This window comes from Paraburkholderia caffeinilytica, from assembly GCF_046030355.1.
GTDB classification, from domain to species: domain Bacteria; phylum Pseudomonadota; class Gammaproteobacteria; order Burkholderiales; family Burkholderiaceae; genus Paraburkholderia; species Paraburkholderia caffeinilytica_B.
The window spans coordinates 81,336-95,202 of sequence record NZ_JAQQCQ010000009.1 but is presented as its reverse complement, the minus strand read 5'-3'; the positions used below and the strand labels follow the sequence as shown (position 1 = coordinate 95,202).

16 protein-coding genes, 2 tRNA genes and 1 pseudogene are annotated in these 13,867 nt (G+C 59.8%); 9 read left to right on the top strand and 10 right to left on the bottom strand.

Annotated elements, in window-relative coordinates; all coding sequences use genetic code 11:
* The first annotated feature begins 37 nt into the window (after nucleotides 1-37).
* The 3 genes from PQQ95_RS15790 to PQQ95_RS15780 all read left to right on the top strand — a co-directional run bounded on the left by PQQ95_RS15790 (nucleotide 38) and on the right by PQQ95_RS15780 (nucleotide 1,299).
* The gene (locus tag PQQ95_RS15790; protein WP_408438317.1) at nucleotides 38-358 is read left to right on the top strand and encodes an EthD family reductase; all 321 of its coding nucleotides are present in this window, start codon (nucleotides 38-40) and stop codon (nucleotides 356-358) included.
* 218 nt (nucleotides 359-576) lie between these two features.
* Nucleotides 577-1,140, top strand: coding sequence for a YggT family protein (locus PQQ95_RS15785; RefSeq protein ID WP_408438316.1), 564 nt, complete (start codon nucleotides 577-579; stop codon nucleotides 1,138-1,140).
* 85 nt (nucleotides 1,141-1,225) lie between these two features.
* Nucleotides 1,226-1,299 (top strand) — tRNA-Gly (locus PQQ95_RS15780).
* A gap of 205 nt (nucleotides 1,300-1,504) precedes the next feature.
* Here the strand turns inward: PQQ95_RS15780 and PQQ95_RS15775 are convergent.
* Nucleotides 1,505-1,888, bottom strand: coding sequence for an aggregation-promoting factor C-terminal-like domain-containing protein (locus tag PQQ95_RS15775; RefSeq protein ID WP_408438315.1), 384 nt, complete (start codon nucleotides 1,886-1,888; stop codon nucleotides 1,505-1,507).
* A gap of 386 nt (nucleotides 1,889-2,274) precedes the next feature.
* Between PQQ95_RS15775 and trmB the strand changes: the two genes are divergently transcribed.
* Nucleotides 2,275-3,075, top strand: a complete 801-nt coding sequence (gene trmB, locus PQQ95_RS15770; protein ID WP_408438314.1) for a tRNA (guanosine(46)-N7)-methyltransferase TrmB — start codon at nucleotides 2,275-2,277, stop codon at nucleotides 3,073-3,075.
* Nucleotides 3,076-3,158: 83 nt separating this feature from the next.
* On the opposite strand, the gene PQQ95_RS15765 is transcribed toward trmB, so the two are convergent.
* From PQQ95_RS15765 to PQQ95_RS15755, 3 genes and pseudogenes are all read right to left on the bottom strand, one after another.
* Complete coding sequence (locus PQQ95_RS15765) at nucleotides 3,159-3,995, bottom strand: undecaprenyl-diphosphate phosphatase (RefSeq protein WP_408438313.1); 837 nt, start codon at nucleotides 3,993-3,995, stop codon at nucleotides 3,159-3,161.
* A gap of 81 nt (nucleotides 3,996-4,076) precedes the next feature.
* Nucleotides 4,077-4,670 (bottom strand): DUF1439 domain-containing protein, encoded by a 594-nt coding sequence (locus PQQ95_RS15760; protein WP_408438312.1) that lies wholly within the window; start codon nucleotides 4,668-4,670, stop codon nucleotides 4,077-4,079.
* Between the two features lie 87 nt (nucleotides 4,671-4,757).
* Nucleotides 4,758-4,958, bottom strand: a pseudogene (locus tag PQQ95_RS15755) (YkgJ family cysteine cluster protein); the annotation flags it as partial.
* A gap of 243 nt (nucleotides 4,959-5,201) precedes the next feature.
* On the opposite strand from PQQ95_RS15755, the gene PQQ95_RS15750 reads away from it, so the two are divergent.
* Nucleotides 5,202-6,344 carry an acyltransferase family protein gene (locus PQQ95_RS15750; RefSeq protein WP_408438311.1) on the top strand — a complete coding sequence of 381 codons (1,143 nt, stop codon included), beginning with the start codon at nucleotides 5,202-5,204 and terminating at the stop codon, nucleotides 6,342-6,344.
* Between the two features lie 97 nt (nucleotides 6,345-6,441).
* Here PQQ95_RS15750 and PQQ95_RS15745 read toward each other — a convergent pair whose 3' ends face one another.
* Nucleotides 6,442-6,753 carry a YkgJ family cysteine cluster protein gene (locus tag PQQ95_RS15745; RefSeq protein WP_408438310.1) on the bottom strand — a complete coding sequence of 104 codons (312 nt, stop codon included), beginning with the start codon at nucleotides 6,751-6,753 and terminating at the stop codon, nucleotides 6,442-6,444.
* A 220-nt stretch (nucleotides 6,754-6,973) separates the two neighbouring features.
* On the opposite strand from PQQ95_RS15745, the gene hemN reads away from it, so the two are divergent.
* The 3 genes from hemN (at nucleotide 6,974) to PQQ95_RS15730 (ending at nucleotide 9,982) form a co-directional block, all read left to right on the top strand.
* The gene (hemN, locus tag PQQ95_RS15740; protein ID WP_408438309.1) at nucleotides 6,974-8,359 is read left to right on the top strand and encodes an oxygen-independent coproporphyrinogen III oxidase; all 1,386 of its coding nucleotides are present in this window, start codon (nucleotides 6,974-6,976) and stop codon (nucleotides 8,357-8,359) included.
* Nucleotides 8,360-8,465: 106 nt separating this feature from the next.
* Nucleotides 8,466-8,550: transfer RNA gene (locus tag PQQ95_RS15735), tRNA-Leu, on the top strand.
* 208 nt (nucleotides 8,551-8,758) lie between these two features.
* Nucleotides 8,759-9,982 (top strand): tyrosine-type recombinase/integrase, encoded by a 1,224-nt coding sequence (locus tag PQQ95_RS15730; protein WP_408438308.1) that lies wholly within the window; start codon nucleotides 8,759-8,761, stop codon nucleotides 9,980-9,982.
* A 50-nt stretch (nucleotides 9,983-10,032) separates the two neighbouring features.
* Here PQQ95_RS15730 and PQQ95_RS15725 read toward each other — a convergent pair whose 3' ends face one another.
* Together PQQ95_RS15725 and PQQ95_RS15720 are read right to left on the bottom strand one after the other, a co-directional pair.
* Nucleotides 10,033-10,257 carry a helix-turn-helix transcriptional regulator gene (locus PQQ95_RS15725; RefSeq protein ID WP_408438307.1) on the bottom strand — a complete coding sequence of 75 codons (225 nt, stop codon included), beginning with the start codon at nucleotides 10,255-10,257 and terminating at the stop codon, nucleotides 10,033-10,035.
* Nucleotides 10,250-11,164: an integrase domain-containing protein gene (locus PQQ95_RS15720; protein WP_408438306.1), complete on the bottom strand. Its 915-nt coding sequence runs from the start codon at nucleotides 11,162-11,164 to the stop codon at nucleotides 10,250-10,252. The genes PQQ95_RS15725 and PQQ95_RS15720 overlap by 8 nt, the downstream gene beginning before the upstream one ends.
* A 1,035-nt stretch (nucleotides 11,165-12,199) precedes the next feature.
* On the opposite strand from PQQ95_RS15720, the gene PQQ95_RS15715 reads away from it, so the two are divergent.
* Nucleotides 12,200-12,706: a hypothetical protein gene (locus PQQ95_RS15715; protein WP_408438305.1), complete on the top strand. Its 507-nt coding sequence runs from the start codon at nucleotides 12,200-12,202 to the stop codon at nucleotides 12,704-12,706.
* Nucleotides 12,707-12,798: 92 nt separating this feature from the next.
* Here PQQ95_RS15715 and PQQ95_RS15710 read toward each other — a convergent pair whose 3' ends face one another.
* The 3 genes from PQQ95_RS15710 to PQQ95_RS15700 form a co-directional block, all read right to left on the bottom strand.
* A complete protein-coding gene (locus PQQ95_RS15710) occupies nucleotides 12,799-13,038 on the bottom strand; it encodes a hypothetical protein (protein ID WP_408438304.1) in 240 nt (79 codons plus the stop codon).
* Nucleotides 13,025-13,438: a DUF5681 domain-containing protein gene (locus tag PQQ95_RS15705; RefSeq protein WP_408438303.1), complete on the bottom strand. Its 414-nt coding sequence runs from the start codon at nucleotides 13,436-13,438 to the stop codon at nucleotides 13,025-13,027. Before PQQ95_RS15705 ends, PQQ95_RS15710 begins: the two co-directional genes overlap by 14 nt.
* 85 nt (nucleotides 13,439-13,523) lie before the next feature.
* Complete coding sequence (locus PQQ95_RS15700; RefSeq protein ID WP_408438302.1) at nucleotides 13,524-13,811, bottom strand: hypothetical protein; 288 nt, start codon at nucleotides 13,809-13,811, stop codon at nucleotides 13,524-13,526.
* Between the last annotated feature and the right edge of the window lie 56 nt (nucleotides 13,812-13,867).

The following is a 13,867-nucleotide window of genomic DNA, read 5'->3' as shown; positions in this document are numbered from 1 at the left end:
AGCGCCGCGCTTCGGGACCAACAGACGAGAACGCACAATGATCAAGGTCAGCATCCTTTATCCGTATCGGGAAAACGGCCACTTCGACGTGGACTATTACTGCGTCACGCACATGCCGCTCGCGGCCAGGCTGTTCGGGCCATCGCTGAAAGGCTGGTCGGTCGACGTCGGCATCAACGCCGGGCCGCCGGGAACGCCGCCGCCTTATGTCGCCGCGGGTCACTTCCTGTTCGATAGCGCGGACGACTTCTATAAGGTCTTCAAGCCGGCTTCGGAGCAATTGGTTGCCGACATTCCGAATTACACCGACGGCGGCAACGGCACGATTCTGATCAGCGAAATCAAGATTTCTGTGTGATGCCCCGTGGCCGGATGCGGCTTGGCGGCATGCTGTCCGCCGAATGGCCTGACTCGAACATCTGGAAATTGAACCGCTGCGTCCCCATTTGTGATGTGCAACTTACCCTCCTGAGGGAACAGCGCAGGCAATCCAAATGAAACCGCCGGCGCGCCGATCGGTCAGCGCCGGCACCCTGCGGCCGATCGACGGCCGCCATTGAAGGATAAGGACACGAGATGTTTGGCGATATCGCCCGTTTTCTGCTCAATACCGTCTTTACGCTGTTCGGCGCCGCGTTACTGCTGCGCGCATGGCTGCAGGTCGTGCGCATGCCGCCGTACAACCCCGTCACGAACGCCGTGCTGCAAGCCACCAACTGGATCGTGCTGCCCTTGCGGCATATCTTGCACAGCACCCGCAACATCGACTGGGCGAGCCTCGTCGCGGCGCTGCTCGCGTCAATCGTTTATGTGACGCTGATGGTGGTGCTGACGGGTGCCGATCCGCTCGCGCTGGTGCCGACGCTGTTGATCGTCGCCGTGCTGACCGTCATCAAGTGGGCGCTGAATCTCATCATCTGGATGACGATCCTGATGGCGCTGCTGTCGTGGCTCAATCCGCGCTCGCCGGCCATGCCGATTCTGTATCAGTTGACCGCGCCGTTCCTGAATCCGCTGCGCCGTGTGGTACCGCAGCTCGGCGGCATCGACCTCTCGCCGATTCTGCTGTTCGTGATCGTGCAGGTGCTGCTGATGGTGGTGACGCGTGCGGCGGTTCAGTTGACCTACTTCGTGATCTGAACGGCGCCCGGTGCGCCGTGTGGACAAGGGTGGCGGCAGTGCGATTTGCGCTAACCGCCCCTTCCCGAGTAGAATCGTGCGCTCTGCGGGCGTCGTATAATGGTAATACCCTAGCTTCCCAAGCTAGAGCCGTGGGTTCGATTCCCATCGCCCGCTCCAGATTCTTTTCAGCCAGCTTGACGACCGGCTGGCTGGCTTCGCGAAAGGATCTGATTCTGCCGCGTTTCGCAGTATTTCCCGCCAGCTACGTCCTCCCGCCTGCCATTCAGAAAGTCGCCCAAACACGCGATGGCACCAAGCGGTATTCAGCACGCCATGGCGCTTGTTGCCACTAGTTCTTCGCAGCCGCTTTCTCACCGATTACTCAACACCAGTGATGTTTTTCCCAGAACAACCGCGCTGATGCAGCGGTGTGGTATCGCCCGAGAATATAGCGAATCCCGCCCTGACATTCTTCAACTGCATTACCGAATGATTTTTCGCCATTCGGATTCAATTCATATTGAGGCCGCGGCAACTGATAAAGCCCACGTGCGAACGACTTCCCATTGCGCACGTCCACCACTCCGCTCGACTCCTGCGCCATGAGCCACAGTAAATCGTTAAATTGAGTGAGCGGAACGCCTTCAATGCCCATTGCTTTGCGAAGCGCATTCTGGGAGGTAGTAGGAACCGCGGTCGGATCGATAGCGACCCAACCCGTTTTCGCGTCTTTTGCCTGACGATGATTGTGTGCGTGTTTGCCCATGATGGATTTTCGCTTTGATAATCGTTGCAACGGAATGCCTGACGAACCCGATTAAATCATACGAATAGCTGTCATGGTTATGAAATCGTAATATTTGAGCCGATTTCCACGCCCCCTCAAGCCGGCCATCGTCTGGACGCACCCTTTTCGGGTGTGCTACCTTACGCGCACTTGCAACGCCCGCTCCACCTTCCTGCTGAACCCTCAGCAGAATCCAGCACGAGCCGCCTCCCATGAAGGCGGCTTTTTTGTAGTGGCGGCGGCCAGGCATAGCGATTCGAGCGGACCGCGCCTACGCGTAGCGGCCCGTGCCGCGCAAGCGCAAGCGGCGCCTCGCAACACGCCATGCAAGCCGCCATGCCCTCACCCTAGTACCCGTATCGACAATGATCCACGATCCAGACAACGCCGGCCTGCCCGACGAACTCCCGCCGGTTTCCGCCGACACTGAAAGCCAACCGGCCGACGCAGGCGCCGGTGCAGACACAGACACCCCGCAAGAAGAAGCCTTGCATCGACGCCGCATCCGCAGCTTTGTCACGCGTGCAGGCCGCGTATCGACCGGCCAGCGCCGCGCCATGGATGAACTGGGTCCGCGTTTCGTCGTGCCCTTCGCGCCGCAACAACCCGACTGGCAAAGCGTGTTCGGCCGTACAGCGCCGCGTGTGCTGGAAATCGGCTTCGGGATGGGCGCGACCACCGCGGAGATCGCCTCGCACCGTCCCGGCGACGACTTCCTCGGCGTCGAAGTACACGAGCCAGGCGTCGGCGCGCTGCTGAAGCTAATGGGCGAGCAGACGTTGTCGAACATCCGCATCATTCAGCACGACGCGGTCGAAGTGCTCGAGCAGATGATCGCGCCGGACAGCCTGGACGGCGTGCATATCTTCTTTCCGGACCCGTGGCACAAGGCGCGCCACCACAAGCGCCGGCTGATTCAGCCGAAGTTCGTCGCGTTGCTGGTTTCGCGCCTGAAGCCGGGCGCCTATCTGCATTGCGCGACCGACTGGCAAAACTACGCCGAGCAGATGCTCGAAGTGCTGAGCGCCGATCCCGCGCTGGAAAATACCGCCGACGGCTACGCGCCGCGCCCTGAATACCGTCCGGTGACGAAGTTCGAGCGCCGCGGGCTGCGGCTTGGGCATGGCGTGTGGGATCTGGTGTTCAGGAAGCGCGGCGCGGCATAAATCGCACGGCAGTGGTGCTCGCCATAAGCAAAAAGGTCCGCAAACACGGACCTTTTTTCATGACGCGAAAGACAAACGGAGACTCAGTCCGCCCAGCTCAACGCACCGCTATAGCCCACCAGCAAGATCAACAATCCGAAGCCGATGCGGTACCACGCGAACACGGTGAAATCGTGCGCGGCGATATAGCGCAGCAGCCAACGCACACAGGCGAAGGCGCTAATGAACGCCGCCACGAAGCCGAGTGCGAAGGTGCCAAGCGCATCGACGGACAGCAGGTGCCAGTCTTTATAGAGCTCGTAAGCCGTCGCGCCGAAGATGATCGGAATCGCGAGGAAAAAAGAGAACTCCGTGGCGACGCGCCGTTCGAGGCCGAACAGCATCCCGCCGATGATCGTCGAACCCGAGCGCGACATGCCTGGGATCAATGCAAAACATTGAGCGAAGCCGACTTTCAGCGCATCCAGCGGGCTCAGATCGTCGACATTCTGAACGCGTGCCGCCGTGTCGCCTCGCGCGCGCTGGCGTGCCTCCGCCCATAGGATTACCACGCCGCCCGCCACCAGCGCGAACGCAACCGGCACCGGTGAAAACAGCGCCTCCTTGATGGCCTTCTCGAACAACAAGCCGAGCACGACCGCCGGAATCGTCGCGATGATCACGTTCAGCGTAAAGCGCCTTGCGTCGGGCCGGTTGGGCAAGCCCACCACCACGCTGCCGATGCGGCGGCGGAACTCCCAGCACACGGCCAGAATCGCGCCGAGTTGGATCACGACATCGAAGGTTTTCGCGTGTTCGTCCGTGAAATTAAGCAGACTGCCCGCGACGATCAAATGCCCGGTGCTCGACACCGGCAAAAATTCCGTCAACCCTTCGACGACGCCCAGAATCAGCGCCTTGCAAGCCAATAGCCAGTCCATCCGTGACCCTCATCGCTGTAGATAGTCGAAACGAACAGGGTCAGCACGATACGCGCGCAGCCCCGCCGGCCGCGCGCAGCGTCATTTTTCGACGATTTGCACGCGTATGCCGTTTGTAAGGATGGTGATTGTACCGGGTTCGTAGTTCACACCGGCAAATTGCAGTTGTTCGGGCTTGAAGGTGTAGATCGGATAGTTGGTCAGCACCTGGGTGGCGAGCACGGCCGCTGCGGCGTTGATCTGCTGCGTATAGGCTTGCGCCTGCCCGCTCACGCTGACGCTGTCGACATTCGGCGACTTCAGCACGACCGATTTGCTGGCGGCGTCGTAGGCCAGTTCGCTCGATAGCGTAAATACGCCGTCGACCGGCTGCGGCATGAACGGGCTCGCGAATCGGGCGTCGAGCTTCACCGAGACACGGTTCGCGTCGGGCAGGAAGCCGACCACCGGATTGGTCAGCGCGACGTCGAACACTTGCGAAATCGTGCGCTGATACGGGAATTTGCGCTGCACCGCGTCCTGCACCTGCTGCTGCGAGAACGTGTAATGCGAGGGAATGAACGGGAAAGTCGAGGTGGCGCACGCAGCAAGCGAGACAGTGATGCCAAGCGCGGTGCAGCCTGTCAGCGCTGCAAGCAGGAAGCGGCGCCGGGTCGGCGCAGCGGGTCGAGTCATACGAAATCTCCTGAGGAAGCGTTGTCGAGCATGCAGTGGCGTTGGGTTGTTGGTCCGGATGGATGACGCGGCGGAATCGTTCGCGCGCTACTGGCGCACCGCCGCTTGCGGTTGAGTTTGCGTTTCGAGCTGGGTGAGCCACGCGAGCGCTTCGCCGCGGCTCGCGCCGCACATGTCCATCTGCGGTTGCAGACCAGAACAGCACGCGGGCCGCTCCGGCTGACCGAAAATCGCGCAACGCAAATCGTCACCGAGTTGCACGCAGCGCACGCCCGCCGGTTTGCCGTGCGTAGTGTAATGGGATAGTTGCCGGTTCGCCCCCTCCGGCAACCTCGTCCGCTCCTCGAATACAGATCAAATTCAATGAGCGTTCGACAACACTTCACCACAACTCTCTGACTTCTCGACAGGAGGGACGGGTTATGCTGACTTTGCTCTGGCGAAACACTGGCTTTAAAAGAGGTCAAAGGTCCGATGATAAGCCCTACTAGCCCCGTCCCCGTTTTTTTCGCGTTACTCCTGGCACTCGCTATGTCAAAGGTTTTGATCTGGCGATTTGGCGCTCCCAAAGTTCAGGGGCGCTTTGTGACCATTGACGGACTGAGAGGATATCTGGCTTTTCTCGTCTTTCTGCACCATTCATGCATATGGTATTTCTATCTAAAAACCTCCCAATTTGATTCTCCTCCATCAAATTTCATGGCAAATATTGGGCGCGCAAGTGTGTCCATGTTTTTTATGATTACCGGGTTTCTGTTTTTCACCAAAATAACCAATGACAAGAAAAAAGGAATCGACTGGATCAAACTTTATGTTTCCCGGGTTCTGCGGCTTACACCGCTGTATCTGTTCGCCATGCTGCTGCTTTTCGTCGTAGTCACTGTGATGTCTGATTTCACCTTGGTGCAATCACCTGCAACACTGGCAGCCAATGCGCTGAGATGGATAAGTTTTGCCAGTTTTGGCGAACCAGATTTAAATGGAATAGGGGAAACCAAACTCATTTTGGCGGGCGTGCCATGGACGCTAGCCTATGAATGGGCGTTCTATTTATCCCTTCCTCTACTGGCGGTCGCGACGGGAAGTATCCCCGTGCTTTCCGTCCTGATAGTCGGATTGATCGGCGCACTGGATTTTGTTCATCTCCATACGGACCTAAGATTCGTTGGACCATTTTTCAGCGGAATAATTGCCGCACTTCTTTGCCGTCATGCCAGGTTTCGTCAAATCGCGGAAACGAGGGGCGCCTCGCTTATTGCAATCTCCGCAATCGCCGCGGCACTCACCCTGTTTCCGACGGCATATGCACGTACCCCGTTTGCACTCCTTTCCCTGAGTTTTGCCTTGATCGCAGGCGGAGCCACATTGTTCGGCACATTGACCAATCAACTCTCACGCATGCTGGGGGAGCTCGCTTACAGCATTTATCTCCTGCATGGGTTTATTTTATTTACGATTTTTAATTTCGTCATTGGCGTACAAAATGCGAAGCTCTTTACGCCGCTGGAACACTGGCTCCTGATTTTACTAGCAACCCCTGTTTTAGTCTTTGTCAGCTATACGACATTCCGATTTATCGAGAAACCCGCCATGCAACAAACGGACAATGTAAGCAGATGGGTACGTCAGAAATTGTTTGCACGGCGTGGTGGCGCTTTGGAAGAATCGCTTTGATTGATTCAATACCACGGCCTGTTTCATTGAAATCGGCAGCAAGGCGTACGATTCGAATCCGCTGGGTCTGCTGGGTCCTTCTGACACCCCCGCACCTTCAAGGCGCAGTCAACACTTCAAGCGTTGCCAGCCACTGAATTGCAGCGTCGCGATTCGCCCCACACATTTCCATGGAAGGCGCCAGGCCGCCACAGACTGCAGGACGCCGCGAGTCACCGAATAGCTTGCAGCGTTCATTGTCCCCGAGTTGCACGCAGCGCACGCCCGCCGGTTTGCCATTCGGCATACCGGGGATCGGGCTCGAAATCGACGGCGCGATGCAGCACGCGCCGCAATCGGGGCGGCACGCATGACCGGTCACATGGAATGGGGACCCGCGCTTCACAACGCTGTTCGGCACATCACTCACGACATTTTTCCTGAACTCGAAAACAGGCAACGCAGCGCCAGACCCGCATTGTGCCATCGCCTCCCGTGCGACCTTTTTACACAATCCCGCAGCGGGTCACCCACTTAAACTTGGTGGCTACGAAAGGCCACGCTAAAGAGGCGTTTTTGCAGTTCGAACCGGTCCCGAAATCCCGCCGGCTCGTGCCTCTTCAAGGGTGGCTGTCAAACCCGAGCGCCCCATGACCACCGCCAACACGCTATTCCGCCCCGACCTGCTCGCCAAATACAGCGCAAACGGTCCACGGTATACGTCCTATCCGACCGCCTTGCAGTTCCGCGACGATTTCGATCCCGCCGACTATTTGCGCGCCGCCGCGGACCCGGGCGCTTCCGCCACCGACCTCTCGCTGTACTTCCACATCCCCTTCTGCGACACCGTGTGCTTCTACTGCGGTTGCAACAAGGTCGCCACGAAAAACCGAGCGCACGCACGTCCTTATGTCGAGCGCCTGAAGCGCGAAATGGCGTTGCAGGCGGCATGTTTCGACACACGGCGCCCCGTGTCGCAATTGCATTTGGGCGGCGGCACGCCCACGTTCCTGTCGCACGATGAAATGGCGGAACTGATGGCCGCAGCGCGCGAGCACTTCACGTTGCTGCCCGATACGGAAGGCGAATATTCGATCGAAGTCGATCCGCGTGAAGCGTCGCCCGGGACGATTGCCCATTTGCGCATGCTCGGCTTCAACCGGCTCAGTCTCGGCGTGCAGGATTTCGATCCGGTGGTGCAGCAGGCGATCAATCGCATTCAGCCGCTCGAGATGACCGCGTCGGTGATGCAGGCCGCGCGTGACACGGGGTTCCACTCGATCGGCGTCGATCTGATTTACGGGCTGCCGCATCAAACGGTCGAGAGCTTCAGCCGCACGCTCGACACGATGATCGAACTCGCGCCCGATCGTCTTTCGGTGTTCGCGTATGCACACATGCCGCAGCTCTTCAAGATGCAACGGCAGATGGATGAGGCCACGCTGCCCTCTCCCGCCGTGCGCCTCGCGATCCTACAGCGAGTGGTGGAGCGGTTGACGGGCGCGGGCTATGTCTACATCGGCATGGACCACTTCGCGCTGCCCACCGACGAACTCGCACGCGCGCAAGCACAGCGCACGTTGCATCGGAATTTCCAGGGGTACAGCACGCGGGCGGAATGCGATCTGATCGGCTTCGGCGCGTCGTCGATCGGGAAAGTCGGCGATGTGTACGCGCAGAACATCAAAGATCTGCCCGGCTATGCCGCAGCAATCGATGAGAACCAGCTCGCGATCACGCGCGGCGTGCACCTCACCGCGGACGACCGTCTGCGCCGCGATGTGATCACGCAGTTGATGTGCAATCTGGAATTACGCTTCGATGAATTCGACGCCGCGTACGGCATTCGTTTCGCCGAGACGTTCGAACCGGAACTGGAGCGTTTGCGCGGCTTCGAGCAGGACGGACTGGTGTCGGTGAGCGGCAGCAAGCTCGAAGTGCAGATGGCTGGACGCATGCTCGTGCGCAACATCGCGATGGTGTTCGACCGCTATCTCGGTCAGCAGACGCTCGCACGGTTTTCACGCACGGTTTGACGGTCGAGCATTCGATGACGCCAACCGGCTTGCCCGTCGTCGAATTTTCCGCCATAATCTGCGTCTTCGCCGCGAGCCATACTCTGGCGCGTGCGCTGCAAGACCTGCCCAGGTGGTGAAATTGGTAGACGCAGGGGACTCAAAATCCCCCGCCGCAAGGCGTGCCGGTTCGATTCCGGCCCTGGGCACCAACAAGTTTCCAAGCAACAACCAAGTTTCACCACTAAACCCCGCCAAGTCTAGCTTCGCGGGGTTTTTTGTTGCAAACTTCTACCAACTTTCACCAGCACCAACAACCCCTAAGCGGGGGTTTTTCCGGGGGTCGTCTGTCGTCACGGCGAGCTGATTTGAAAAAAGACCCCCGAAACACCCCTCGTGCTCGCGCTACGGAGCATTCTCATGGCTCTTACCGATCTTGCGGTTCGCAATGCCAAGCCCGCCGAAAAACAGCAGAAGCTCTTTGATAGCGGCGGCCTGTTCCTGCTCATCACGCCGGCGGGCGGCAAACGGTGGGTGCTGAAGTATCGCGTCAACGGCAAGGAGAAGAGCCTCGCGCTCGGGATGTATCCGGACGTCACCCTCGTCGAAGCGCGCAAGCGTCGCGATACCGCGCGCGAGAAGCTGGCTGGCGGCATCGATCCGGGGGAAGCCAAGAAAGCAGACAAGCGCGCCGCCAAGCTCGCGGCCGCTAACTCGTTAGAAGCCGTTGCCCTCGCCTGGATGGATGAGCGCCGCCCTTATGTCGAGCCGGCGCAATACGACAAGACACTAGCTCGCTTCAAGAATGACGCATTCCCATGGCTCGGCAAACGTCCCATCGCAGAAATTGAGGCACCCGAGATCCTCGATGTGCTGAAACGCGTCGACAGCCGCGGAGCACGCTTCACGGCCCATCGCCTCCGCGGGGAAATCAGTCGCGTGTTCCGTTACGGGATCAAGGAAGGCTTCTGCAAGGCCGATCCGGCGCGTGATCTGACTGGCGCGATTCCACCAGCACAAACGACTCATTTTGCCTCGATCATTGAACCTGCGAAGGTCGGCGAGATGCTGCGCGCCTTCGACGGCTTCACCGGGACGTTTCCAGTGCTGTGCGCACTCAAGCTCGCACCATTGCTATTCGTCCGGCCCGGCGAGTTGCGACAGGCCGAATGGACAGAAATCGATCTGGACAAGGGTGAATGGCGCTACCACGTCAGCAAGACAAAGACAGAGCATCTGGTACCTCTCGCCACGCAGGCCGTCGCCGTCTTGCGCGAGCTGCACTCGCTGACGGGATCGGGCCGCTATGTGTTCCCCGGCGCACGGGATCGCAAGCGTCCGATGAGCGAGGCAGCGATCAACGCCGCGCTGCGCCGGCTCGGCTACGACACGCGCACCGAGATTACCGGTCACGGCTTTCGCGCGATGGCCCGAACGATTCTGCACGAAGAGCTGGAGCAAAAACCGGAGGTCATCGAGCACCAACTCGCGCACGCAGTCCCAGACAACCTCGGGGGCGCCTACAACCGCACGAAGTTCATAAAAGAGCGGCGCACGATGATGCAGAAGTGGGCCAACTACCTCGATGAGATCAAGGCTGGCGCGCAGATCATCCCGATCACGACAGCGTCCGGAGGAGTTTGAGCGGTGAGTTCGCTCATGCTTCCCCGGCGCCCTTCGTTCCCGGTCTACACTCATGCCGCCGTCTTTTCCACTCGATAGTTCAGCGGGTTGGACAACCAGCGGTGCACCTCCTCATTCCGCCAGACGGTGCATCGCTGCGTCAGCTGTATCGGCTGCGGCGCGCGACCTTCCAGACAACGCTTGCGCCACGTCTCACGCGACACTCCAACGAACGGCGCAATCTGGTCCCAGCGCGAGAGGCCGACCAGCGGCAACGTATCACCGTGCTTATACATTGGCCACCTCTGCGCTGGCGAGTTCTTCGCGTCCGTAAACGAGTTCCACCCACGTGCCGCGCCCGTCACCATGGCCTAGCCAAGTCGACACGCCGGCGGCCGCCTCCTGACGCGATACGCCGACCGCCTTCAGGCGCTGAAGGTGAGCGGTGGCATACGCGTACCGAAGGCTATGCGGCGCCTTCTCACCCGTCATTCCGACCTTGCGCACCACGTAGTGATATCGATCCATCGCACGCTTGAGATCCGGCTTACGCACGAGCCTCCCGCCGTGGTGCTCGATGAGCGCAATTGCGCGCAGCAGAGTGTCCACGGCGCGCGCCCGATCCAGCGGCGGGCTGCGGCGCGTCCTGCCTCCCTTGGTTCCGTGAACGATTGTCACGAACCCGTCGCCGATTGGATTCAACAGCACGCGTACCCAGTCCGCCAGCGACTTGATACTCTGGACACCCTCCTCGGCGCGCAGACCAAATTCCAGCTCCAACTCCAGCACCATCGCAATACCTGGGTCGATCGCTGCAACGGCGGCGCGGTAAGGTTCAAACTCCTCGCGACTCATCGGCACTTTTGTGCCGGCGCGGCTAGCACCGGCAATGCCGAGCGCGGCGTTGCTCATCTTGTCCGCGAACGGGCGTCGCTTGATGCCCTCAAGCGCCGTGCGGACGTGTGCCAGATTATTGGCGATCGTGCGCTTCGAGCAACCGCGCGCCACCATATCCGCCGCCCATGCCGTGATGTGCTTTTCCTTCAGTTGCCCCGTTGTGTGAATCTGGAAGCCCCCGCGCCAGAGAAAGCACGCCAGACGCGCGAGCGCCTGCTCCCGACCTTTGTAGGTCAGGTTTCCCTGTTTGCCGCGCGCCCGGCGCGCAGCACGGCACAGGTCGGCCGTGAGTGATTCTTGAGACATGCGTACCCCGACAGTCCGGTCTTGAGGCTCGACCCCAGGTTGCCTCCCCCGATGGGCCACGGTGTGCCAGCGCGCACGCTGGGGAGACAACAAACAGGGGGCACGAGCCTCGAGCTGGTGAGTTCGGGAGTGTTCTGCGTCAGCAAGCTGACGTAGCCCACGCAACTGCCGACCTATGGCCGGCGATCGCGCGGGAGGACACTTCCCCCGTTTGTTCCGTGAATTTGGCTTTGTCGACCGACTGGGAGCGCCACTGCCCAGCCGCGGTAGTTGATGGGTGCCGAGTACTGCCGGACACCGATTTAGGCGCACGCCCTCGGCTGCCCTGTCCGATGCCTCGAAGCGAGGCGATGGACGGACGAGCCGAAGCGTGGCGATTGCGCTTGGGAAAACGCACGTCTCAAGTTGATAGCCGGCACGCGGCTTTTCACGGAACAAACGGATTACGGATAGGCCTCCTGCAGAACGCAGAAAGCAACGGCACCACCTGGCGGCGGCGCTTCTTCACATGCCGCCCCGATACTGCGGACGGATTTTGGGTGTCGGGCCCAACTCAGTTCATATCGGTGAGCTAGTCACCGCGCCCGCAACGCGGGCTTCACTCAATGGCTGGTTTATGTCCCAGCTGACGTCGATGCCTGATCCGAGGCTAGGTTTTGCCTGAACAGATTAATAGAACGAATGCTGATCTGGCAACAACTTTTTGACGGCCGCCAACTTAAAGGAAAAAGGCTTCAGGCGATAGTGGCCTCGATTACAGAGTGACGCAAGCTTACTTTCGCGATGGCGTTGGTTTGGTAGCCGGTTTTGCAAAGTGACGCGCCGTACGTCGCCAAGCAGAAGTACTTCGAAGCCGGAGCGCTGTCACCGGTGGGCCGGCCACTAGCGACGGGCATTCCGCGCGAAGTCTCTGGCACAATCTGCCCTCGCACCGCAGCGGATCAAGAGAGCATTGTTGAGCATCGGAGGGATCGCGAGTCTCGCCGAGCGGTGGACCGCGGCTAGCAATTCACAAAGACAAAGTGAGCATTCAGCATGGCAACTTCCGTAGAGTGGAGCACGCTCCAACAAGTCCACGCAGCTTGGGTGCAAGCGATCGGCTCCATTGGCGCGATCCTGGTCGCTATCCTGGTACCGACGGCGCTTTGGTTTCTTGATCGGAGGCGCGCTCGCAAAGCCGAAGCCGCTCGTCTGAAAGCAGTCGCCGCGATCACCAGACTTGCGATCGACGCGCTAACGAGCCTGAGCAGGGAGATCAGGCCTAACGGTCTACCCGGCAGCGCGGGCGTCGATGTTGAATTACTGCACAGCGTGACGAATGCGGCTGACGCGGTCGACTCCATTGAGATCGACAAACTGGGCAATGCGACGCTGGTACTGAAAGTGGCCACTGTCCGGCGGTGTATCCGCCGCGCTCGTGGGTTCATTCCCGAGCTGCTCCCCCCGACGGGTCAGATCCTCACCGTTCCCTATGACTTTGCAGAGCTACTGCACGAGGCAACGATCGCGCAAATCGCGATACAGCAAGAGGTTGGCCAATGATTTGCACGCCGCCATTGCCCAAACGAGATAAGGTCGACCGGGAATTGTGTTCGCCGTATGCACCAGCATCCTGAGCGGCGAAGCTCCCGACGTCAGCTGCGAATCCTGGCTTTCAGCTCGTCAGCGTTGAGCCACCCGGTGGGCCGCTCCCACGAAGCGTGGTTGTCGCGGGCGTCATAGATTTTGCGCTCATGCTGAGTCATAGCCTCGTGCGTGAGCTCGCCTCGGATAATGCGGCGTAACAGGTCACATCTGACGAGGTTGACGCCGCTATCCGGCGCCTTGGCCAAGATATCCTCCATGCGCCGAATTCTTTCTTTAAGAGTTGCCACGCTTTTCCTCCATAGCAGCCATACGCCGCAATAGTTCATCGGTTTCGACGACTTTCGCTTGTCCCTCAATGACGCTCATCACCGATCGCGCCTGCTCGGCGGTTAGCTGGCCCCGCACTAGCGCGTCGACAACCGCCTGCCCCTGCTTGGCTAGCGGGCCAGCCGGCAGTACCACGGGGGCAGGCGCATCGGTTGGCCGGAGGCTCGGCACCATCTTGTCAATGCACAGGCGCAACATCGCCGGATCACCAGCCAAGGCAAGATCGAGCACCTTCTTCACGAGTTCCGGTGCACGTGCAGTGAAAAGTGCCCGCAGGTCTTCCCGACGATCGGTCCGCTGATCGCCGCGTGTCTTCGGTCGCCCTTTGGGATTGCCAGATTGCCCCTTCTTGAAAGCCATTGTTCCGTCGCTTGTTATTAACAGGAAACAGTGCACGCGCGATCGCGTCGCCGCGCGTGACACGCAATAACCCCGCCGCCCGCTCTTACTCTGCCCGAACGAAAGATCCGTCGTGGGCGAAGTACTTGCCGTCTTGCAGGTATCGGACAGCCTGGCTTGAGCGGTCCTCGGCGCTATAGACAGTCGCGTGCGGCTTCTCAGGATCGAACCTGTACGGACTCTCCGGCTTCGCTTCAGGCGTTGAATGCGCGCCTAAAAACTCCAGCGTGCGCGCGTGAAACACGTTGCCATTCTGCAGGTAGGTGGGAACCTGCCCCGGTCCATAGGACTCACCGTATTGCTTGGTATCGTCGAATTTCGGTTGCGTTTTCATCAGTAACTCCGTTTAGATAAGAATGCACTTCGGGGCGGACCAAACTTGCTTCTATG